Here is a 20,881-nt window from a genome sequence, read left to right as displayed (position 1 = left end):
AATTTTTATCTCGTGTAATCTTTTTTAGGAGTCGTATTGCAGAATTGAAGTTTGCCTCTGCAAACTCGTGGCGGCTTGCCTCCGAATTCGTCATGAAGAAGGAGGCTCTGTATGTCAAGATACGAGAAAGTGATGCTTTTAATCGCCGTTATCGCTTTGGTTATACAGGTGCTTACTTTCCTATTCAAATAATAAGAAAAGAGCATAAAAAAAACCCGCCCCAAACGTAGTGACAACTCTCGGCGGGTTTATTAACAACTCAACGGAGACGGTCGCTTTTGCAATGCGACTCCGTTCTTTTACTATACAGCCCATTTCTTTACGCGTCAAGTTTCAAATAAAAGGGAAAAAGTTTGTTCATACGGTCACTGAGCGATGTCAAAGTAAAATGCATGATTTTTGGAGCGAACAAACTTGTGGAAGCCCTCGTTCCCTTTCAGCGCCGCGTATTTTACTTTCCGTTCCCCGCGTTCCGCAGCTCCGGCCTTCGCCTCCGACCCGCTTCGCGGTTTTGCTCCGCAACTGCTCCATGCGGGGCTATATTCAGTCTGCTGCGACTTTCTGCCTAAAAAAAACTCTTGCAGTGGCCGCCTGAGTGTCAGGCGAAGTGCCATTCCTGCAAACAAAAAAGCCGCCCGAAGGCGGCTTAGCTAGTTGGAAAAGGATTATTCCTCTACAACATCATCTTCGAAAATTATGTCAGCACCATTTGTGTCTGAGAATTTTGCAGTTGCATTGAAATTTTCACCGAAATAAATATTTACGTAGCGAGCAAGTTTTGCCTGTGTTTTTGCGTTGAAGCCCGTAATAGAAGCTGTAACACCTTCATTTGTCTCCAAAACAGCATCGTTTGAATCATAGAATACAACTTTGTATGAACCATCGTCATTTGCAGTTACTTTTGCCTTTATTACAAGTTTTCCGTCTGTCAAGCTTGTTACACCTAAGTCCTGCCATCCGCTAAAGTATTTTTCACCTGTTGTAGAATCTTCCAACTCAGTACCATTTATATCCATAAAGTTTCCTGAAGTCTGATAATTGTTTGCTTTTACAACAGCACCGTCTTCCCATGCAACATAATACTGTGCTTTATTAGCAGATGCATTCCAACGAACAGCGGCTACGCCAAATGAATATGCTGTACCAGTTGTTGTATTGTCACTTGCGGTAACATTTTCGCTAGTGAGACCGAATACAAAACCTAATACACCATTGCTCACATTGGTTGAATTTAAGTCGTTTGGTGTAATTGTAAATGTACATGTTGAATCATAATGCTTAGTTGTTGTCTGTTTGAATGCCCTGTAATAATATGAATCATTTGTTACATTATAATATCCTGACTTTGTTGCAGTTTCACTTGTAGCCTGTTTAATGTCTGTTATATTAGTAAGGATAAAGTCACTTGTTTTTGTTTTAGTAGAACCATCTTCATCTGTTTTGATGAAAACTCGTCCATTGTCGAATTCTACAGTATCTCCTGAGAATGCATCTTCTTCATCATCACTTGAACATCCAATAAACGCACCTGCCAGCAATGCTATTGAGCTTGTAACAGCTAAAAATCTTTTAGAAAATAATTTCATACTAATCCCTCGTTTAAATTGTGCATGAATCTTAAAGGTGACGAAAAATAACAAGCGGATTTGCTCAAATCTAACGATTTTCGCTTTCGAGATTGCTGAGCGAAGTCGAAGCAAAAAACATAAAGATATTATAGAAGAAAAACGCATTTATCGACAAAAATTAAAAATACTTTAAATATTTTTGAATTTTAACTAGAAATTTAAAAATATCTGTGTTAAATTTATTTTTAGATGTCTGGCGTATGCTAGACTGAAAAATTTGAATTTAAACGAGGGATTTTTTATGAAACTTTCGAAGAAAATTTTGGCAGCTTTCTCTGCTGCAACTTTATTGGCAACTGCAGCTGTATTTACTTCTTGTTCTGATGATGAAGAGAATGCTTTCTCTGGTAAATCAGTTGATTTCGACAACAGCTATGTAACAACTTCTACAGCAACTGATGGTACTGTTACTGTCAAACATGCGCAATCGACAACTTCTGGTGCTATACAAAACACTGCTAGCGCAACTAGTACAGAAAAAGGATATTTTTACCGTGCTTTCAATAAGCTTACCGCAAAGCATTATGGTTCAACATGTACAATCAAATTGACACCGAAAACAGATGGTATCAACTATGGAACTGAAGAGGGACAGAGCTCTGCAAACGGTGTAGCAGGTTTCGTTTTCAACCTTACAGAAAACGCAACAGATTCTACGGCTTACGATTTCGACATCGCAGCTATCCAGTATGATGGTTCAAAAATCAGAACTTATGTTTCAAAATATGAAAATGCCGCTCTTAAAGACAACAACTTCACTGCAGCAAGCAACTTTACAGCTTCAGACGGAACAACAGCTGCTACTGAAACTCAAATCCTTCCATCATCTGGAACTTACTATGATTTTGCTGCATCAGACTTCACTGCTGACAGCAACGGAGCTATTACAGTTGTAATCAAAGTTACGGCAAATGACGACGGAAGCTACACTGTAGAATATCTTGATGCCGCAGACAGCACAACTGCTAAGAAAACTGTTACTGTAACAGCTGCTCAGACTGGATACACAACAAAAACTCAGGCTAAAATGGCTATGTATGCAAACATCTATCCAGGACAGCACTTTGTTGCAGACTTCGCATTCTCAGACACTGTTGGAAACGCAATTCCATTTGAAGACGAAGTTGTAGAAGAATAGTTCCAAAAAATCAATTCTGGTTTTAACACGGGGGCAAATGCCCCCTGTTTTGTTTTAAAGAGATTTTTTAAATCGGAATGTTCTTAAAAATTCGAGTCAGCTTTTTAGTATTTACAATTCTTCTCGTGGCAAGTCCGTGTTTTTCGAAAAAAAAGGTCAAGGCAAAGCCTGAACCCAAAAAAAATTACGACTTGGTTTTGTCGCAAGATGATATTTTGGTTTTGCCGGAGGACAAAAATCATCTTGTAACTGACGGGCACGGCGTTCACCTGTTTGTAAAAAAACGGGGCGATATTCAGAGTGTCGCGCTGCTCGTAAAAAGCGAGAATTATAACGACCCGGACCTGTCGCTCATGCGTGCAAAAGAATTTAATCCTGTGAACGGAAACGAACTTCGCTATTCCTACGGTGCAAAATCGACTTTTAGGATGGAGCGGCTTCCGAACGCGTTAATTTCTTCAACGCTGGAAAATAATTTTTTTGGCGAATGCTTTCATATCTATATTCCTCAAAAAATGTATTTTGGCTATGTGATTCAAAATCAGAGCGAATGTGATTTTTTTGACGGCATGACGGTTTCTGTGCGCGCGTATGCCGAAAAATATTGCGATTCCGGCGGAAAAGTTACCGACAATTTTTTAACGCTGAACCTTTCCGACTGGCAAATCGAGGAAAGTTTTTCAAAAATTGCCGCCGAAGGCGACGGAAAACTTATCCATGTGAAAAAAAATTCTGATTTGCCAAACAAACTTCTTGCAGAAATCGAAAGTTTTTCTTTTGAATCTCCGACCGACATTGTTTTTGCAATTGACGCGACTCAAAGCATGAAAGATGATTTTGCTGAATTGAAAAAAAAATTGGCTTTCGCGTTTTGAAAAGCAGATGAAAAAGTTTTTGGACGTGCGAATCGCTCTTGTCCTTTACAAGGATTACGGCGATGAATTCCAAACGAACGGGTTGCCCGTAAAAAATTTGGGGGTCCTAAAAAATGCGAAAGCTTTTTCAAAGGCAATAAAATCTGCATTTGTGAACGGTGGCGGCGACCGGGAAGAAGCGGTTTACGAGGCGCTTTATTTTTGTGCGACGGAATTTGAATGGCGAAAAGACTCAATAAAAAAAATCATTTTGATTGGCGACGCACCTCCGCGCAGTTGCGGCGAGAAATGTTTTGATTTTGGTCAGGTTTTGGCTGAGATTTCAAAAAATAAGATTTCTGTCGATTGCTTTTTGATTTCGGATTCCAACGAAAAATCTTCCGAAATGAAAACCGTCAAAAAATCAAAAGCCACGGAAGAACTTTTAAAATCCGTGGAATCGCTGGACGCAAAATAAATTTGATCGTGGGTAAAACTCGCTTTCTGCAAATCCATTTGGGAATATTTAAAAATTCAGCAAACTGAAAGAATACAAAAAACTAAGAGTCATGCTGAATTTATTTCAGCATCCTTGTTTGTAGATTCCGAATCAAGTTCGGAATGACGTATACCTTGGAAAAGTAACAGAGTTTTTTGAGTTACCCTATATTTAATGTACTAGCCTACCGCAGTTTTATTCGGCATCCTAAGCCCGCAGAGGTTGTTTGTGCGCTTGCCCCTGACGGCTGGTCAACGTCTTTTGCCCAACCTATGTACAAGTCGCCTTTTAGGGTCAGTGTAATAAGCGTTTCACAGTTAAAAGTCAAATCAAAAAATCTTGAAATTGCATACGAAAGATTCAAATTGAATTTATACGCTGAAAAAAAATCCTGCTGAATTTCATGATATACATTGTCGTTGGATGTTGCCGTGTGATGCCTGTCTTCCGCAGAAAAGTATGTGAATGGGCTTATCAAAAAGCCCAAATCCCCGTGAAATTTCTTATAATTGAATCCGAGTGCAAGGCCGGCCCATAAGTAAACGCTGTGCCGATAATAATCGATTCCTGCAAGTTTTCGGGTTTTCCCGGTTTCAGGATTCACTGACGGATATTCTTGTGCTTCTTCATCATACCAATAATGATTTTTTCCGTCTGAAGAATGTTCAGCGTCACCGTACCAGCCTTTTGAACCTTTTTTGCGGTAAAAAGAATCGAAGGCGTACTGGGCTTGGATTTTAGGAGAGATAAAAAATCCGGGGGTTGGCTCAAAATCATAAATCAAAGAGATTGTTGCATCATAGTTTCCGTCGGAATAGTTGTCGCCAACGGAATAATTTGTCTTCATCGAATAGTTTCGTGTGTTCAGCCAGTCCGAGTCGCGCATTTCGCCACAAATGCGGGGAACGGCAACCCAAAATGACGATTCAAAGCGTAAAGCATTGTAGCTTAGATTCAGCTTTGTTCCGCCAAGAATCAAATTCCGTTCCCATTCCAAAAGACTGATTTTTTTTGAAGTGTCTGTCGAGTGGTAAAGCAACTCGTTTAAGACACCGCATGAAACTCCCAAACTCGGTTCGACACTTATGTGAAAATTTTGTGCATTTGCAAAAAATGAGAAAAATAGGCCTAAAACACAAAAAAGGAATTTGGGAAATTTCCTCATTTTTTCCTGTTAATTTCCGCTTTTCATTACGAGGTAGGCAAAATATGCCGCGTAGCATACAATCATCAGTGTTCCGCTAAAACGGTTCAGCACGCGTTTTTTGTTGAAGAATACCGAGAGATAGAGAAGTGCGGCGGTAAAAAGGCACACTGCGCTGTCAATAAAGAAGCCGCCTTGATACGTAACAGGTTTTATTACTGCCGAAACACCGCCTACAAAAAGCATGTTGAATATGTTGCTTCCGACGATATTTCCAATGGCAATGTCCGCGTTTTTCTTTAATCCTGCCGCAATGCAAGTCGCAAGTTCCGGAAGCGAAGTTCCGAACGCTACGATTGTAAGCCCGATGAATCGTTCGCTCATTCCAAAAAGCTTTGCCAGTTTTGTAGCCGAACGAATCGTGTAATCACTTCCAAGGATGATGAGCGTTAGTCCCACTGCCAGCAACGCAAGTAGCTTTAGCCAATTTGCATTTTTTTCGCCAGGAATTTCTTCAGCTTCTGCCTGGCCGTGCTTTACCATGTAAAAGAGATATGCAAGGTAGATTACAAACAGCAAAAGGAGAATGATTCCGTCGATTCTGCTCAAAACACCGTCCGGGGCTGCGAGTCCTTTTGTAAGTCCAAGACCGAGACCGAGAATCGGAAAGAGAACAGAAATAAAAATCACAAAAGGCATTTCGTATTTAATCGTTGATTTTTGAACGGCAAGAGGCGTGATTATGGCGGTGATTCCAAGAATGACAAGCACGTTCATAATATTGCTGCCGACTATGTTTCCGACGGCAAGGGCTGCGCTTTCCTGAAAAGAAGCTGTAAGAGAAATCGCAGTTTCTGGTGCGCTCGTTCCCATTGCAACTATCGTAAGTCCGATTACAAGTTGAGGAACGCCAAGTTTGTTCGCAATTCCTGCAGCACCCTCCACGAACCAATCCGCACCTTTTACGAGCAAAATAAAACCAAAAACAAGAAGACCAACAAGGTCAAGAATCTCTGTAAACATAAAACCTCCGCCTGTAAATTTACTTTAAAATAGCATTTGTTTCAATGAAAAATCTTTTACCAATGAGTCCACAAACTTGTAGGTGTAAAAAAAATGTCTGCACTGCCGAGCACTCGGAATGCCCATTGTTTTGTCACCTCGAGCCTCGGAATCCCTTTTTTTGTCACCTCGAGCAAAGTCGAGAGGTCTACAATCAGAAGATTTCTCCACTCTGCTATTGTCCGGGTGCGGTAGATGTCTCGACTGCGCTCGACATGACACAGCAGTACGCTCGGCATGACAGAGCAGTACACTCGACATGACAGTTGAGGAATGCTCGGAAGGACAACTTGCAAATTTTGACGCAGATAAACGCGGATAGATACAGATGGGACACAGGTAGTAAAAAACAGGGATGACACTGTAATGCCAACCAGAACGTAGTCGACATGACGTTTTTTGTCACCTCGAGCGAAGTCGAGAGGTCTATAGACGATAGATTTCTCCAGTCCGTTTACGTTCGGTAAAAGCAGATGTCTCGACTGCGCTCGACATGACACAGCAGCACACTCGACATGACACAGCAGTACACTCGATATGACACAGCTATATGCTCAGCATGAATGCACTTTGCTCAATGCTCCTGAGAGAAAACTCGAAATTAAACTTTTTAGTATTCTTTTTGTTATTTCGGTAGTCGGTTTTTCAAGAAACTTGGGGAAGGGGAGTGTGAAAGGACTTGAAAAATGAATTGTTTTATATCAAACTAAATTTTATGAATGATGAAACTCTTATGCGGCACGCGATTGCTTTGGCCCAGCTCGGACGCGGTTGGACTAACCCGAATCCTTTGGTCGGGGCGGTTATTGCGCGGGACGGAAAAATTATTGCCCAAGGCTATCACCATAAATGCGGCGACCTTCATGCCGAGCGGGACGCTCTCAAAAATGCGCTGGAAAACGGAACCGACGTGCGCGGTGCCACGATTTTTGTGACGCTCGAACCGTGTTGCCACGTCGGAAGACAGCCTCCCTGCACTCAGGCGATAATCGAGTCTGGAATCAAAAAAGTCGTTGTGGGAAGCCGTGACCCGAATGCACTTGTGAACGGAAAGGGCGTAAAAATTTTGCGGGAAGCCGGCATTGAAGTCGTGACAGATTTTTTGCGTGATGAATGCGATGAGCTGAATCCTGTTTTTTTTCATTACATAAAAACAAAAATGCCTTACGTTATCATAAAATATGCGATGACTGCGGACGGACTCACGGCAACTTCGGCTGGCGAGTCAAAATGGATTACGGGAGAAAAGGCACGCGAGAATGTTCACAAAACACGCAGCGAAGTTATGGCTGTAATGACAGGAATCGGGACGGTTTTAAAAGACAACCCGACGCTGAACGTTCGCCTGAATGACGGAAAAACTCGCCGTCAGCCCATGCGAGTAATTTTGGATTCGGAATGCAAGCTGCCGTTGGATTCAAATCTAGTAAAAACGGCCCGCGAAATCCCGGTAATTTTGTTTTGCAAAGAGAATTCAAAGAGTCATAATATAATAGAAGAAAATGAATCAAAACGTGATTCTTTAGAATCAAATGGCGTAAAAGTGATTCCTGTTCCCGGAACGGACGGAAAACTTTCGCTCTCTGCCGTTCTAAAAAAACTTGGCGAAATGGGAATCGACTCGCTTCTTGTTGAGAGCGGCGGAAATCTTAATGCAAGTCTTTTATTTGATGAAGGAAATGGCTCACCGCTGGTGCAGGAACTGCACGTTTACATTGCCCCAAAAATATTCGGTAATGACGGCAAAACGATTTTTTCACCGGTGCGCGGGCAGGGAATCAACCTTCCGGCGGATTGCGTTAAGTTTGGGCAGCCAAAAGTTGAATTTTTTGGCGAAGATATTCTTTTAAAATTCACGCGAGGAGGAAAATAAAATTTTTACAGGAATTGTTGAAGAACTTGGTTCGATTTTAAGCATAACACAAACTGGCTCATCACTAGAGCTTTCAATAAAATGCAGTTTTGCGAATGAACTTTCCTTGGGCGAAAGCGTTGCCGTAAACGGCACTTGTCTGACTGTGACCAAAAAAACAGATTCTTCTTTTTGTGCGGACGTGACTCCCGAAAGTTTTAGGCGAACCTCCCTCGCGGATTTGCAGACTGGCTCGCTGGTAAATCTTGAACGTGCGATGAAGGCGAACGGGCGCTTTGGCGGGCACATCGTTTCGGGGCATGTTGACGGAGTTGGGCGGATAATTTCGTTCGAAAAAGAAGAAAATGCCGTAAACGTAAAGCTCGCCGTAAATTCAGAGCTTGCTCGCTACATCATCGAAAAAGGTTCTGTTTGTATCGACGGAATTTCGCTCACCGTGGCAACTATTGAATATTCCGAGGCAGAGTCGATTTTTTCTGTGGCAGTTATTCCTCACACGTGGGAAAACACGACGCTCTCAAAAAAATCGTCTGGCTCAAAAGTGAATATTGAATGTGATTTGGTGGGAAAATACATGGAGCACTTTTTGGGTTTTAGTGCGATGATGAACGAAAACAAAAAAAACTCGGAAGCCCTTCAAGATTTTATGACGAACTTTCCGAGTTTTCATTAATGATAAAACGTTAGCCTTCAAGGCTAAGAACCGTACCCACGGCGGCTCGTTCCGCATAAACGGAGCGCTTGCCGTAGTATGGGTTTTTTCTTGCCATTTTTCCGATTTGCATTTGAATCTGATTCATGTGAGCCTGCAAGAGCGTTCGGTTTTTCTCGTTTTGAGCCATAACCTGCTTGTGCATACTCGCCAAATCTTCCTGAATCTTTGAGATTGCGTCCTCGGAATTTTCACCAACTTTTTTGAGGTACAAATCCTGCATAGGAACAATCACTTTTTGAAGGCTGGCTATATTTTCCACGATTTGATTTCCAAGTTCGGCGTGTGCCTGAAGGGAATCTCCGTCTTCTTGTTCAATCCTTTCCTGCTGGCTTTCAAGAACAATAAGATATTCGCGGAATTTTTCGCGCTGCTCTTCAAGAAGACTCTTGAATCGTTTTACAATCGCAACTCTTTCTTCCAGTTCCTGCTGGCTCAATTTAATTGCCATACAAAACTCCCGATGCTAAATGCAACCCAACGGTTTAGCCTGTAATGTTCAAAGCCTGCTGGATTGACTGATGAGCAGGTGCCGTGTTGCTTACAGCTGTTTCCCATGCACCGCCGAGCTGCTTTATCATATCGAGCACGAAATCAAGTTTCTTTTTGCTCTTGCTGATATTTGCGTCCATAAGCTCATGGTTAAAATAAACATACAAAGACATAAGATTCTGAGAAATCTGACCGCCCCTTTCCATATCAAGTGAAACTTGCAATTCATTGATAATTTCCTGAGCTTTCAGAATATGCTTTCCGTAAGCTTCGATGTTTGCGGCAGCAATATTTCCGTCAAAGTCAAAACAATCTCTTGCTGCTGTAAGTTCTCTCGAAACTCCCTGATAAAGCATTACGACGAGTTTTCCCTGGCTTGCGGTGCTGACAGCAGTTTTCTGGTACGCAGCATAAGGATTTCCAAACGCCATCTTTTCCCTCCCATAAAGTAAGATAGTCATTCTACGGGCCAATAGTTAAAAAGCCCCTTTCCATTATCGGTTTTACAGAAAAAAAATTAATGAATTTCCGCCAAATCAATTTAAATTATAACGGAAAGAAAAATTTAATCACTCTTATTACTACGATTCTGATAAAAAATATGGTCTAAACGAAAAATTTAGAGTATATTAACCAATATACAATCGAAGAAAATTTGGAGTTTAAATGAGCGACGAAAACAACGAAAACCCAAAAAATAAAGGGGATAATGATCCATATAACTTTTTCAAGCTCTCGACCGAGCCTGGAGATGAAAACGACAACAAACATAAAAAGCCGATGAAGTTTCCGTTTTTCGGCGTACTTCTTGCAATTCTTGCAGGTCTTGTTATAGCGAATATGTTTTTCGGACGGACTAGCGACATAAGAAGCGTGGATTATTCCGAATTCCGAAAGATGATTGAAACTGGCACGATTAAAAAAGTTGAGATTGTCGGTGAAAGTACGTTTGTCGGCTACGCGCAAAAAGATTCTGATGCGAAGAAGACTGCGCAGGAGAGTTCAAAATCAACTGATTTTTCATCGGAAGACAGTTCTTTTTCAACAAGATTCAGATTGTTTCCGGCTCTTACGGCTCAGCAAAATGTAAGCAATCCTCCGCTTTGCAAGACGACAGGTTTTGTTACGAAAAAATTTTTGGACATGCTCGATGACAGCGATGTTCAGTATAAAATTATACAGAAGCAGAACAGCATTCTTTTGCAGATTATTATAAATCTTCTTCCGTTCCTTATTTTGATTGGAATTTATTTCTTTATCTTTAGAAAGATGACCGGCGGAATGGGCGGAATCGGTTCGATTTTTGGAAACGGCGGAAACCGTTCAAAAGCCGTAGAAGACGGAAAAGTAAAGACTCGTTTTGCGGACGTTGCGGGCGTTGACGAAGCTAAAGACGAGCTTGTGGAAGTTGTAGATTTTTTGAAGGAGCCTAAAAAATATACTGAAATCGGTGGAAAAATTCCGAAAGGTGTTCTTCTTGTTGGACCTCCGGGAACTGGTAAGACGCTTTTGGCACGTGCCGTTGCTGGAGAGGCCGGTGTTCCGTTCTTTAGCATTTCTGGTTCTGACTTCGTAGAAATGTTCGTCGGTGTTGGTGCGAGCCGTGTTCGAGATTTGTTCAAACAGGCGCGTGAAAAAGCACCTTGCATTGTCTTTATTGATGAGATTGACGCCCTCGGAAAAAGCCGTGTGAACGGTTTTGGCGGCGGAAACGACGAGCGCGAGCAGACTTTGAACCAGCTCCTCGTTGAGATGGACGGTTTTGAGAACGAAAAGGGACTTATTATTCTTGCGGCGACTAACCGCGCTGACATTCTTGATCCGGCTCTGCTCCGACCGGGACGATTTGACCGTCAGGTTCCTGTTGAGAGACCGGACGTAAAAGGTCGCGAGGCGATTTTAAGAATCCACGCGAAGAACGTAAAACTCGATGACGATGTTGATTTTGAGTCAATCGCCCACGGAACGACAGGTTTTGCCGGTGCAGACCTTGCAAACGTGGTTAACGAGGCAGCTTTGCTCGCGGTTCGAAACGGACGCAAGAAAGTTGCTATGGAAGATTTTAACGAGGCAATCGACAAGGTTAGCATCGGTCTTAAAAAGAAGAGCCGAAAAGATAATAAAAAAGAAATGCGCCTTGTTTCTGTTCACGAGACGGGACATGCGCTTGTTGCGGCATTCACGCCGGAACACGAGCCTGTAAACAAAATTACTGTTGTTCCGCGAAGCCACGGAATTGGTGGCTTTACGCAGTACCGTGAGGAAGAGGAAAAAAATTTCCTTACGCGAAAGGATATTATCAACGAGGTTGACTCAATGCTCGGTGGTCGCGCGGCGGAGCAAATCCTTCTCGACGATATTTCCACCGGAGCTTCGAACGATATTGCTCGTGCGACTGAGCTTGTAAAGAGCATGATTGTCGATTACGGAATGAGCGACAAATTCAAGAACATGACTTTGGGCAAGGGCGTTCTCGGAAATCGTGGCGGAGAACCTAATCTTATCCGCGAGTTCAGTGAGCAGACTCAGAATTACATTGACGAAGAAATTGCCCGAATCATGGACGAGAGATACAATTATGTTTTGAAGTTGCTTTCTGAGAAGAAGGGGCTTTTGGAATTCATTGCAAACCGACTTTTGGAAATCGAGACGATGGACGGCAAGGAATTCTACGAGATTGTAAACAATGCCAAGCGTTGTGAAAATCTGACTCTCGAAGCGCAGTCAAGTGAAAAATCTGCGGAGGTTTCCGGGGCGGAAAACGCTACCGAAGGAACTCAAAGCGAAATAAAAGAGGACGGTGCGCAATAAAATTTTTACGCATTCAAGTGCTCTATAAAAAAAGGCAGCCAGTGAACGAAAATCGTTGCAGGCTGCCTTTTTTATTCAATTTTAGTAAATCGTAATTGTCATTCTGAATTTTTTCAAATCAAGTTCAGAATGACAGTTGATTCTTATTTTACTTTTCCGTCTTTGTATTTTTCTACAGAAAGGAACTGGCCGTTTGAGCCGATTTTCTTTCCGTCAATAACTACAACGCCGTCTTTTGTTGAGAGTTCCATTTCCTGGAATTTCTCTGGTTTTACAAAGCACATTTCTGCAACATCGGCTGGAACGTTGAATCCCTCTGGCTCCAAGATTGTTCCAACTTCGAACTGCGGTGCAAAAATCACTTCGCATGTGTCTTCGGTTGTGTTCGGGTCGCTTGCTGCGAGGAGCATTCCGTTTGAGCGGACTCCGCGGAAGTTTGCCGGCTTAAGGTTGTAAACCAAAACGATGTTCTTTCCCAAAAGTTCTTCTGGTTTGTAGAATTTTACGATTGAGCTTACAATCTGGCGTGGCTCTGCGTCACCTGTGTTGAGCGTAAGAATGTAGAGGAAACTTCCGCCCGGATGCTGCTCGACTTTTTCGATTTTGCTGACTTTAAGAATTACTCGGCGGCTGAATCGCTCTGCCAACGGAAGTTTGTCGATTTCTTCCGGTGTGAGTTTTTTGTTCTGTGTTTTTTGAGCGAGTTTTTCTGCCGAAACTCCGTCAACTGTAGAAAGAAGTTTTTCGAGTTTTGCTTTGCCGATGATTCGCATGAAGCTTCCAAGTCGCGGTCCCTGCTCCTTTCCAATCAAGGCTGTGTAGAGGGCAAGGAAGAGCTGCTTTGCGTCCAGACCGAGTGCTGTGGCAACATCATAAATTGCCTGCTGGCAGTCTTTGTCCGTCTGGAAACTGTCGATTTTTGGAACGACATCTGTAAGAACTTTCTTAACGGCTGCTGCCATGTCTTCTGCAAGTTCTGCACGAACGCCGTCCTCACGGAGCGCAAAACAGAAGTCTGGTGCGAAGGTCGGAGCTGATTCTTTAATCCAGTACCAAGCGCATGCGCATCGTCTTCTGAGAGTTTCTTCCTGCTCAGGTTTTACGTCGCCCAAAGATTTGATTACGGCATCAACGTCGCCAGAATATGTCTGGAGGAGAGTCGTTAGAAGTCTGAACGGAACCTGATAAGGCTGAACTTTCGGGAATCCCGGTTCAATCTGGCTGAGTTCGTAGATTCTCTTTTCGCGGAGAATTACGCCCTCTTTTTTTGCCGGATCTTTTTCTTTTGGTTCTTCAAGTCCCCACGCGATTCGCTCGGTTCTGTCGTAAGCTTCGTAAACTGTAACAACGTCAAGGTCAAAGCTGATGCTGAATTCATGGTCAACTTTGTTCGATGCGAAGATGTATCGCAATACTTCCGGCTGATAAACTTCGAGAGCATCAACCAAAGAAATTACCTTTCCTTTTGATGATGACATTTTTCCAGGAACGCCCTTGAGCTTAACGAAGTCGTACTTCATTGTAACTGGTGCGTCCCAGTTGTAGAGTCGTTTTGAGACGAGTTTTGCAGTGTCATAGCTTCCACCCGGAGAAATGTGGTCTTTTCCGCCTGGTTCGAAGCAAACTTTCTCTTCGTTCCATCTCATTGGCCAGTCAACTCGCCAGCCGAGTTTGAATTCTTTTGATGTGCGGAGGTCGCCTTTTTCTACATGGCCGCAGGCATTGCACTTGTAAGTGATTCCGTATTCGCCGTCGTATTCGAGAATCTCGGTCTCGTCTTTGTTGCACTTGCAGCAGAATGCGGCTACTGGCCAGTAAACGTCTTCGCTCTTCATTTTGTGCTCGTCATCGCGGTACTCGTTAAGGCACTGTTTGATTACGTCGCGTTTCTGCATCGCGATTTTCATGCCTTCTGCGTAGCGGTTTGCGCGGTAACGGCTTGCCTGATACAAAAATTCTGGGTGGATTCCCACGCGAGGAAGCTGAGTTTCAATGTCTACTTCGTGGTGGCGGGCATAGTTCTCGTCGCGTCCGAATGTGTCTGGAACCATTGTAATCGGATAGCGGAGATATTTTTCGAGTTCTTCTGGTTTTGGCATGTTTCCAGGAACTTTTCTAAAAACGTCATAGTCGTCCCAAGAATAGATGAAGCGGACGTTCTTGCCTCTGTCTCGGAGCGCGCGGACAATCAAATCAACGGTAATAATCTCGCGGAAGTTACCGATGTGAACAGTTCCAGAAGGTGTGATTCCTGACGCGCAAGTGTACGAGTCAAGTTCACCCTTCTGTTTGATGATTCTCTCAGCCTGCTGGTCTGCCCAGTGGCAAAGTTCTTTGGTATCTCTAGACATAAAGTCTCCTAAAAATAATGTTCGATTTAACGAAAAGATTATAACTGAATGGGCGGAAAGATGATAGTGGAAAGACGAAACTGGAAACCGGAAAGTGTGAGGTATGAATTATGAGAATAAAAAAAACTCTCCGCGAGGACAAAATTTCTTGACCTCGGAAGAGTTTTCCGACAAATGAACTGTATGCCGTACAGTGCGTTATGCAACAACTGAGAATAACATTCCAGCTTCTGGAGCTACGCCTGCAAGACCGTAGCCTGTCGCTTCGGCAACTTGCATGGTCGTCTGCAATTTGATTTGAAGCGTATCAATTAAACCGTCAATCTGTTTTTCCGACAATTGCTGTGATTTTACGTCAAGCTTTGGCGTACCCTTCATTGTTGCAAGTTGATCAATCAGTGAGTTCAAAATCTGCACTTTGCTTACAGAAACTCCGGCCTGATTCGGTCGTGCCGCGTATCCCGCAACATGATCAAACTGGGAGTAAATCACCATCGCTGGCTTTACAGGAACGTAAAGTTTATTGCTTCCGGCGAGAACTCCTGAGATTGAGTAAGAATTGATTGAATTAATTGAAATCGAGTTGACCATATTTCCCACCCCTCTTTTTCGAACTTTTTCTATCTAGTAAATTTATCGGAGGCAGAAAAATTTAATTAAGACAAATTTTTTAATTTCTATTGACATTTTGGATATTTTTCAGTCGAATTTCGGATTTTTTTTTCATTTCTAAAGTGTTTTTTTTCTCAAATTTCTCTAAAATATTAAAAATAGAGGTTGCTATGAAAAAGTTGTTTTTTTGCAATATTGTGTTTTTTCTCCTTCAGCCACTGCTTTTTGCAAAAGAGTTTCCTCCACCTGAAATTCCGTCAATTGTCCATAAGGGAAAAGAGTATCGGGCATCATACCGAATGGGGCTTTATGGCGGAAGTGGGGAAGTTGACGTTATTGAAGAGTCTGAAGACGGAATGATACGGTTGTCTGTCATTAAAATTTACAGTCATCTCTACATTCCTTTTAAGGAAAGGGTAGAGCAGTTTGTCTATATTTCAAAAATGGAGCTTGCTGATGACAATACCATAAGGATTTATAATGAAATCGGGCAGGTTTTTGATTTGAATCTTACTGATAATAGGGTAAAAATTATTAGTTCAGGAAAATAATCAATGATGTTTGGGACGGTTTTCTCAAATTTCTCTAAAATATTAAAAATAGAGGTTGTTATGAAAAAGTTGTTTTTTGTGCTTAGTTCGTTTTTTATATTTTCCACAGTTTTCGCGGTGGATTTTTCTGTTAAATTCGAGAATATCGATGAAGACATTCTTCCGATTCTTGAAAGTGCATTTCCGGCTGCCGTGCGTGAAGCTAAAAAAATCGGTGTGAATTTGATTCAGACGGAAGACGATGTTCCAAGCGAGATGCTTTCTTTTAGTTCAATAGGTTCTATGAGCGATGAAGAGCTTTTAGAGATGGCTGAAAAAGAAGAAGCAGAAGAAAAAGCTAGGGAAGAAAGATATCGTAGCATGGGCTTTAAGCGAATCGATGGCGACGGTCCTAAAACTAACAGATACCGGCAGGAAATTGAAAATCGAAAAGAACGTGCCGAAAAAGCAGCAGCCTTTAAATATCCGTTCGGAAAGCTCCGGATTTCAGAAATAGAATACGGAACCGAAAAAGAAACTCTCAGTTTTGAGATGGAAGTTTATACCAATAAAGACGAGTCAAAATCATATTGTTTTGATATCTTAAAAAAGAATTTTAAGATATCTTCGGCGACTCAGTTGTTGCTTTCAACATGTAAAATTTATTCTGAAAAATCTCGTATAAAAAAGCAGCCGTTGGTTTATCTTGATTATATTGACTTTACTAAATACCGTGGAAAATCTGTTACTCCAACGTGGTTGTACTGGTCAACAGTTGCCGCTCTTGATGATTATTCAATGGTCGTTCGTGACGGAGACCGTGCGGTTGTTTATTCAATGGCCGGAGAATATAAGCGTGATTTGATGGCAGGTTTTGACTCTTCGTTGGATTCACAAAAAAAGTATTATTTTGCGTGGTCTGATGGAAAAAATATAAAGCTTTCAAGTCCTAAAACAAACAAAGTTTTTCATTTTGACTCTAACTTCAATAAAACTGTAGAAATCATAGAGAATCCTAGCACTTCAGATGCTGCCGTTCCTTATTTAGATAACAATGGTGATTTATGGATATATGACGCTACTGTCCAGGGAAATTTACAGTGTGCCGGAAAAAAAGGTAAAAGCCCAAAATCTGTCAATTTTGATTCTAATTCACTTGGTAGGTGTGTTATTGCAAGAGACGGAAGAATTTGGACAACTGTTACGTTTGAAGGTGCTTGTGTTGTTTTTGCTCCTGACGGAAAAATTTCTGATTTTATTTGTCTTGACTCAAAAATTTCGAGTCTTGAATGGGTAAACGATGACAGTTTCTTTGCGTTTTATGATACAGACGGTAAGCGCTTTTTAAAATGCTTTGATTTTTACGGACGCTTGATTTATGAGCAGGAGCTTCCGGAAGTTCTTCGTGATGCAGTAATTCGTGACTACAGAAACGGCGTTTACTACTTTATGCGTAATTCAAACTCCATGAATGACGCCGTTGTGCGTATGGTCGAACCTGAATATTCAAAAAAACTTCCTGCTTTTATGACTGACCTTTTAAAACTCAATGCGGAGCGTGAAAAAAATCCGAAAGATTTCAGCGTTTTAAAAAAAATCGCGGAACTGTACAAGTCAAACGGCGGTAATTGGGTTTCTTATGAAACTTTGAAAAACTACCTTGAAAAATGCCCTGGAGATGCCCAGACGAGCGACCAGTTTCTTCTTGCAGAAGTTCAGTTTGATAAGCAGAGTGCAAAAGAGCATTTTGAAAAGGCGATTGCCCTTTACGATGAATACGGCGAGGAGACCGCGAAGGGCGAGTACAGCGAGACGATGAAAATCCTTGAGCGCCTAAAAAAACGCTTTCCCAACGACAGTGAAGTTGTGCGCATGATTGCCGACCTGAAAAATTCATTCGGAATGGAAAGTTCGGCTCAGCGTATTCCGAATCTTGAAGTTGAGACTGTTGCCCTGAATGCGCTTTTTCCCGCGTTCATGAACGTGTATGCGAGCCAGCCTGCGGGCTTTGTTCGCGTAAAAAATAAGGCGAAATCTTCTATTAAAAACGTGAGCGTTTCGGCTTTTGTGCGGAACTACATGGATTTTGCGGCAAAAGGTTCTGTTTTGCCTGAGCTAAAATCTGGCGAGGAAGCCGAACTTGAGGTGAGTACGATTCTTAACGATTCAGTTTTGAACGTGAACGAAAATTCCACGGTTCAGATGAATTTTACTCTTGAATGGGAAGAAGACGGCAGGATTCAAAAACTTTCTCTTACCCGGCCTGTGACTCTTTACAAAAAATCTGCGATGAACTGGAAGTACACTTCCATGCTTTCGTGCTTTATTTTGCCTAATGACGCGACTGTTTCCGCTTTTAAGTTTGACACCGTGGCTTTGAGCAAAAAAGTGGTTCTCTCGAAGAATTTTACCCGTGCAATGAATCTTGCAAACGCGTTGGGCGCGATTCCGCTCAATTATGTTCCAGACCCGGTTGCGCCTGCAACGGAGAATGTTGATAACGAGTATGCGATTGACACGGTGCGCTTTCCGTTCGAGACGCTGGGCGTTCGGGGCGGCGACTGCGATGACATGACGACTTTGTATTGTTCTCTCCTTGAATCTGCCGGAGTTCCTGCGGCTCTCGTAACGGTTCCAGGGCATATTTTTTGTGCCTTTGAACTCGGCTCGGCTGACGAGAATCTTTTGCAGGATTTGACTTTGCAGGGCTACAAGTTCTACGCGTACAACGAAAAGCTTTACGTTCCTGTGGAGACTACGTTGCTTACGAGCGGTTTTGCGGCAGCTTGGAAAAAAGCAAGCGAGGAAATTTTAGGCGAAGTGCAGGAATTTATTCCGATTGCGGAGGCAAGAGAAATATTCCCGCCGGTGAACGTTTCGTCTGAAAAGAAAAATATTTCTGTTTCTGATGACAAGGTTGCCCTTTTGCGTGAAAAATCGAATTCTGAGCTAAAGAATGTGTTTATTGAATCTCTTGAAAAAAGGGTTCTTCTCACAAAAGATAAAACTCAGCTCAACACCATCGCAAAGATTTTTAACAGCTTTGGCGAGACTCAAAAAGCCAAGAATGCATTGGAGCTTGCTATAAAATATGACAAGAATTATTCGTCTGCCTACAAGAATCTTGCTCAGATTTACAAGAATGAAGGTGACTCAAAAAAATACAATGAGTTGCTTGCCCAGGCGAATAAAATAAAAAATCCTTCCGCTTCGACCGGTATAGCCTTGCAACAAACTTCGGAGAATGCAAACCGTGCCGCTGATGTTGGCGAAGATGACTGGAACTACTAATCGCGTGGGAGAAGTGGACTTTTAGGTTTTGACACAGATGAATGGAGATTAACACAGATGGGACACTGATGCAAAACGTTGCCGTGCTTGTCGCGGCGAGGTTGAAGCATTTGTCAATCCCGCCCACCAGAGCACGAGTCAACTCGACTACCTCAAAGTTGTCCGCGACTCGCTGGACAACAAAACAGCCCTCGCAAAACGCGGCCTTGCTTGCCGCCGCGCTTTGTGAACACCTGCAAACTGACTAACCAGAGTACGAGTTTTCTTCAGAAAACTCGTGGGAAACGCTAAAAATCAACTTGTATTTGCAAAGTCAACTTTCCGCGTTTCCGTAAACGCACAATTCAATTCGACTATCTCAAAGTTGTCCGCGACTCGCTGGACAACAAAACTGCCCTCACAAAACGCGGCCTTGCTTGCCGCAGCGTTTTGTGAACACCTGCAAGTGTACCCACCAAAGCACGAGTTTTCTTCAGAAAACTCGTGGGAAACGCACAAGTAAACTTGTATTCCACAAGTCAACTTTCCGCGTTTCCCTTAATTAAACTGTTTTGCCCACGTGTTGAGGCGGCTTTCGATTGACGGATAGTTCGATTGCTCTGTTGATTCCTCGTCGGTTTTTTCTGAGTTTTCTGAGGAAAAATTCGTGTTCGTTGCATCTTTTAGATACGGTTTAATTACGCGCTCCAAAAGACTCTTCCATCTTGAAGGGAGTGCGTTTGGCGTAATAAGCGAATTTTCTGTTGGAAAAGAGCCTAAAAGATTTTTGTACAGCGACGGATAGAATCTTTCGGTTACAACCCTGATTGAAGAAAAACCGTTGCAGATTCCGAACGCATAAGTTCCCAAATGCATTTTTTCGGTGCGCTCGATTAGTGCCATTTGATTATCCTCATTAAAGAACCATTTTAAGAAAATTTCCGCATTCTTTTTGCTGTTTGCTTTTTTGTAAATTCCTGCGCAGACGATATTGTCTTCTACTGAAATCTTTTTGTCTTTTGAAACCCATCTAAAATCGATGTTTTCGAGTTGCTCTGGCGAAAGTGCCAGAAGTTGCTCGCTCGTAGTGTAAGAGAAAAGGCATCTGCCGGTTTCAATCTGCTTGTTGCTCGGCACGTAAAGATATTTATATGAAAAATCATTTTCTGCTTTTGAAGAAGTGTTGCATTCAGTTGTCCAGGTCTTTATAAAGTCTGTGAGTTCTGAAAGTTTTTCTGCATCGTATGAAAATAAGTTCCCGTTTTCCTTAAAATTCACGCCGTAAAGTTTTGCCAGCGTGTACACAAAATCAATGTTCCAGGTTGGTCCGAATCCCATCTCAATGTAAGCTGATTTTTCATTTTTCTTGTTGAACGGAGCCGAAAGTTCCTTTACTTTTTCTGCAGTTATCATGCTGCTGTTGTCAATCATTGCTTCGTATTTTGCAGAAAAAAGCAAAGCCGGAAGATTGAAACTGACTGGCAGAAGATATTGTGAACGCCCGCTTTTTCCGTATTCTAGAAGTTCTGGATAAAAAATTGCGGGATTTATGTCGTTTTTTCCGAGCAGCGAGTTGTATTTTTTTAAAGTTTTTTTCGAGGCGTGAATTTTTTAGCCACGAACCGATTATGATGTCTGGAATTGCTTCGTCTTTTGTTGGCGGAAATGCATCTGCAAGACTTTCTTTATATGCGATTACGGCTTTTGTCTTTTCATTGGTAAGATTAAAAAGTTCCAGGTAAGAAACGACTTCTGCCCTGTCCGTCCAAATTACGACAGGTTTCGTTTGTGAATTGCAGGATGTGAATGTACTTGCAAAAAGTACGCTGGCTAAAAGACCGAAGAATATTTTTTTGAGCATGATTCCGATTTTAGTTTAAAATCAGTTTTTATGCTACGTACCGT

General features: G+C 42.2%; 18 protein-coding genes and 1 pseudogene. 9 read left to right on the top strand and 10 right to left on the bottom strand.

Going from position 1 to position 20,881, the window contains the following annotated elements; all coding sequences use genetic code 11:
* Positions 1-230: hypothetical protein (locus JI65_RS17165; RefSeq protein ID WP_207106095.1), on the top strand; the 230-nt coding region annotated here is incomplete at its 5' end.
* A 435-nt stretch (positions 231-665) separates the two neighbouring features.
* Here JI65_RS17165 and JI65_RS09115 read toward each other — a convergent pair.
* Entirely contained in the window at positions 666-1,586 is a 921-nt protein-coding gene (locus tag JI65_RS09115) for a hypothetical protein (RefSeq protein WP_191015487.1), read from the bottom strand.
* Between the two features lie 283 nt (positions 1,587-1,869).
* Between JI65_RS09115 and JI65_RS09110 the strand changes: the two genes are divergently transcribed.
* The 3 genes from JI65_RS09110 (at position 1,870) to JI65_RS09100 (ending at position 4,098) form a co-directional block, all read left to right on the top strand.
* Positions 1,870-2,766 carry a hypothetical protein gene (locus JI65_RS09110; protein ID WP_191015485.1) on the top strand — a complete coding sequence of 299 codons (897 nt, stop codon included), beginning with the start codon at positions 1,870-1,872 and terminating at the stop codon, positions 2,764-2,766.
* Positions 2,767-2,843: 77 nt separating this feature from the next.
* The gene (locus JI65_RS09105; protein ID WP_191015483.1) at positions 2,844-3,641 is read left to right on the top strand and encodes a hypothetical protein; all 798 of its coding nucleotides are present in this window, start codon (positions 2,844-2,846) and stop codon (positions 3,639-3,641) included.
* 7 nt (positions 3,642-3,648) lie between these two features.
* Complete coding sequence (locus tag JI65_RS09100; protein ID WP_191015480.1) at positions 3,649-4,098, top strand: hypothetical protein; 450 nt, start codon at positions 3,649-3,651, stop codon at positions 4,096-4,098.
* A 205-nt stretch (positions 4,099-4,303) separates the two neighbouring features.
* Here the strand turns inward: JI65_RS09100 and JI65_RS09095 are convergent, their stop codons facing one another.
* Complete coding sequence (locus JI65_RS09095) at positions 4,304-5,284, bottom strand: omptin family outer membrane protease (RefSeq protein WP_277950594.1); 981 nt, start codon at positions 5,282-5,284, stop codon at positions 4,304-4,306.
* Positions 5,285-5,293: 9 nt separating this feature from the next.
* Positions 5,294-6,286: a calcium/sodium antiporter gene (locus JI65_RS09090; protein WP_191015475.1), complete on the bottom strand. Its 993-nt coding sequence runs from the start codon at positions 6,284-6,286 to the stop codon at positions 5,294-5,296.
* A gap of 718 nt (positions 6,287-7,004) precedes the next feature.
* Between JI65_RS09090 and ribD the strand changes: the two genes are divergently transcribed.
* Together ribD and JI65_RS09080 are read left to right on the top strand one after the other, a co-directional pair.
* Positions 7,005-8,198: a bifunctional diaminohydroxyphosphoribosylaminopyrimidine deaminase/5-amino-6-(5-phosphoribosylamino)uracil reductase RibD gene (gene ribD, locus JI65_RS09085; protein WP_242457203.1), complete on the top strand. Its 1,194-nt coding sequence runs from the start codon at positions 7,005-7,007 to the stop codon at positions 8,196-8,198.
* A 1-nt stretch (position 8,199) separates the two neighbouring features.
* Positions 8,200-8,871, top strand: a complete 672-nt coding sequence (locus tag JI65_RS09080; RefSeq protein WP_191015493.1) for a riboflavin synthase — start codon at positions 8,200-8,202, stop codon at positions 8,869-8,871.
* A gap of 10 nt (positions 8,872-8,881) precedes the next feature.
* Here JI65_RS09080 and JI65_RS09075 read toward each other — a convergent pair whose 3' ends face one another.
* Positions 8,882-9,361 (bottom strand): aldehyde dehydrogenase family protein, encoded by a 480-nt coding sequence (locus JI65_RS09075; protein ID WP_191015473.1) that lies wholly within the window; start codon positions 9,359-9,361, stop codon positions 8,882-8,884.
* 34 nt (positions 9,362-9,395) lie between these two features.
* A complete protein-coding gene (gene fliS, locus JI65_RS09070; RefSeq protein ID WP_191015470.1) occupies positions 9,396-9,833 on the bottom strand; it encodes a flagellar export chaperone FliS in 438 nt (145 codons plus the stop codon).
* A gap of 235 nt (positions 9,834-10,068) precedes the next feature.
* Between fliS and ftsH the strand changes: the two genes are divergently transcribed.
* A complete protein-coding gene (gene ftsH / locus JI65_RS09065; RefSeq protein ID WP_191015468.1) occupies positions 10,069-12,213 on the top strand; it encodes an ATP-dependent zinc metalloprotease FtsH in 2,145 nt (714 codons plus the stop codon).
* 143 nt (positions 12,214-12,356) lie between these two features.
* Here ftsH and JI65_RS17390 read toward each other — a convergent pair whose 3' ends face one another.
* The 3 genes and pseudogenes from JI65_RS17390 to JI65_RS09055 form a co-directional block, all read right to left on the bottom strand.
* Entirely contained in the window at positions 12,357-12,860 is a 504-nt protein-coding gene (locus JI65_RS17390) for a hypothetical protein (protein ID WP_242457204.1), read from the bottom strand.
* Positions 12,861-12,950: 90 nt separating this feature from the next.
* Positions 12,951-14,564, bottom strand: a pseudogene (lysS, locus tag JI65_RS09060) (lysine--tRNA ligase); the annotation flags it as partial.
* Positions 14,565-14,762: 198 nt separating this feature from the next.
* Positions 14,763-15,155, bottom strand: a complete 393-nt coding sequence (locus JI65_RS09055; RefSeq protein WP_191015463.1) for a hypothetical protein — start codon at positions 15,153-15,155, stop codon at positions 14,763-14,765.
* A gap of 191 nt (positions 15,156-15,346) precedes the next feature.
* On the opposite strand from JI65_RS09055, the gene JI65_RS09050 reads away from it, so the two are divergent.
* Both JI65_RS09050 and JI65_RS09045 read left to right on the top strand, forming a co-directional pair.
* Complete coding sequence (locus JI65_RS09050) at positions 15,347-15,727, top strand: hypothetical protein (RefSeq protein WP_191015460.1); 381 nt, start codon at positions 15,347-15,349, stop codon at positions 15,725-15,727.
* A 60-nt stretch (positions 15,728-15,787) separates the two neighbouring features.
* Positions 15,788-18,997 (top strand): tetratricopeptide repeat protein, encoded by a 3,210-nt coding sequence (locus tag JI65_RS09045; protein ID WP_191015457.1) that lies wholly within the window; start codon positions 15,788-15,790, stop codon positions 18,995-18,997.
* Positions 18,998-19,534: 537 nt separating this feature from the next.
* On the opposite strand, the gene JI65_RS09040 is transcribed toward JI65_RS09045, so the two are convergent.
* Both JI65_RS09040 and JI65_RS09035 read right to left on the bottom strand, forming a co-directional pair.
* Positions 19,535-20,407 carry a hypothetical protein gene (locus JI65_RS09040; RefSeq protein ID WP_191015454.1) on the bottom strand — a complete coding sequence of 291 codons (873 nt, stop codon included), beginning with the start codon at positions 20,405-20,407 and terminating at the stop codon, positions 19,535-19,537.
* A complete protein-coding gene (locus JI65_RS09035) occupies positions 20,400-20,837 on the bottom strand; it encodes a hypothetical protein (protein WP_191015451.1) in 438 nt (145 codons plus the stop codon). Before JI65_RS09035 ends, JI65_RS09040 begins: the two co-directional genes overlap by 8 nt.
* Positions 20,838-20,881: the final 44 nt, after the last annotated feature.

Source organism: Treponema zioleckii, assembly GCF_014737315.1.
Lineage (GTDB): Bacteria > Spirochaetota > Spirochaetia > Treponematales > Treponemataceae > Treponema_D > Treponema_D zioleckii.
This window is presented reverse-complemented; position numbering and strand designations above follow the sequence as displayed.

Excerpts from the sequence above, each read along its gene's own strand:
- JI65_RS09050 (WP_191015460.1), top strand. The coding sequence starts at position 15,347 with ATGAAAAAGTTGTTTTTTTGCAATATTGTGTTTTTTCTCCTTCAGCCA.
- JI65_RS09095 (WP_277950594.1), bottom strand. The coding sequence starts at position 5,284 with ATGAGGAAATTTCCCAAATTCCTTTTTTGTGTTTTAGGCCTATTTTTC.
- JI65_RS09105 (WP_191015483.1), top strand. The coding sequence starts at position 2,844 with ATGTTCTTAAAAATTCGAGTCAGCTTTTTAGTATTTACAATTCTTCTC.
- JI65_RS09055 (WP_191015463.1), bottom strand. The coding sequence starts at position 15,155 with ATGGTCAACTCGATTTCAATTAATTCAATCAATTCTTACTCAATCTCA.
- JI65_RS09045 (WP_191015457.1), top strand. The coding sequence starts at position 15,788 with ATGAAAAAGTTGTTTTTTGTGCTTAGTTCGTTTTTTATATTTTCCACA.
- JI65_RS09115 (WP_191015487.1), bottom strand. The coding sequence starts at position 1,586 with ATGAAATTATTTTCTAAAAGATTTTTAGCTGTTACAAGCTCAATAGCA.
- JI65_RS09040 (WP_191015454.1), bottom strand. The coding sequence starts at position 20,407 with ATGATTGACAACAGCAGCATGATAACTGCAGAAAAAGTAAAGGAACTT.
- JI65_RS09090 (WP_191015475.1), bottom strand. The coding sequence starts at position 6,286 with ATGTTTACAGAGATTCTTGACCTTGTTGGTCTTCTTGTTTTTGGTTTT.
- fliS (WP_191015470.1), bottom strand. The coding sequence starts at position 9,833 with ATGGCGTTTGGAAATCCTTATGCTGCGTACCAGAAAACTGCTGTCAGC.
- JI65_RS09110 (WP_191015485.1), top strand. The coding sequence starts at position 1,870 with ATGAAACTTTCGAAGAAAATTTTGGCAGCTTTCTCTGCTGCAACTTTA.
- ftsH (WP_191015468.1), top strand. The coding sequence starts at position 10,069 with ATGAGCGACGAAAACAACGAAAACCCAAAAAATAAAGGGGATAATGAT.
- JI65_RS09075 (WP_191015473.1), bottom strand. The coding sequence starts at position 9,361 with ATGGCAATTAAATTGAGCCAGCAGGAACTGGAAGAAAGAGTTGCGATT.
- JI65_RS09100 (WP_191015480.1), top strand. The coding sequence starts at position 3,649 with ATGAAAAAGTTTTTGGACGTGCGAATCGCTCTTGTCCTTTACAAGGAT.
- JI65_RS09035 (WP_191015451.1), bottom strand. The coding sequence starts at position 20,837 with ATGCTCAAAAAAATATTCTTCGGTCTTTTAGCCAGCGTACTTTTTGCA.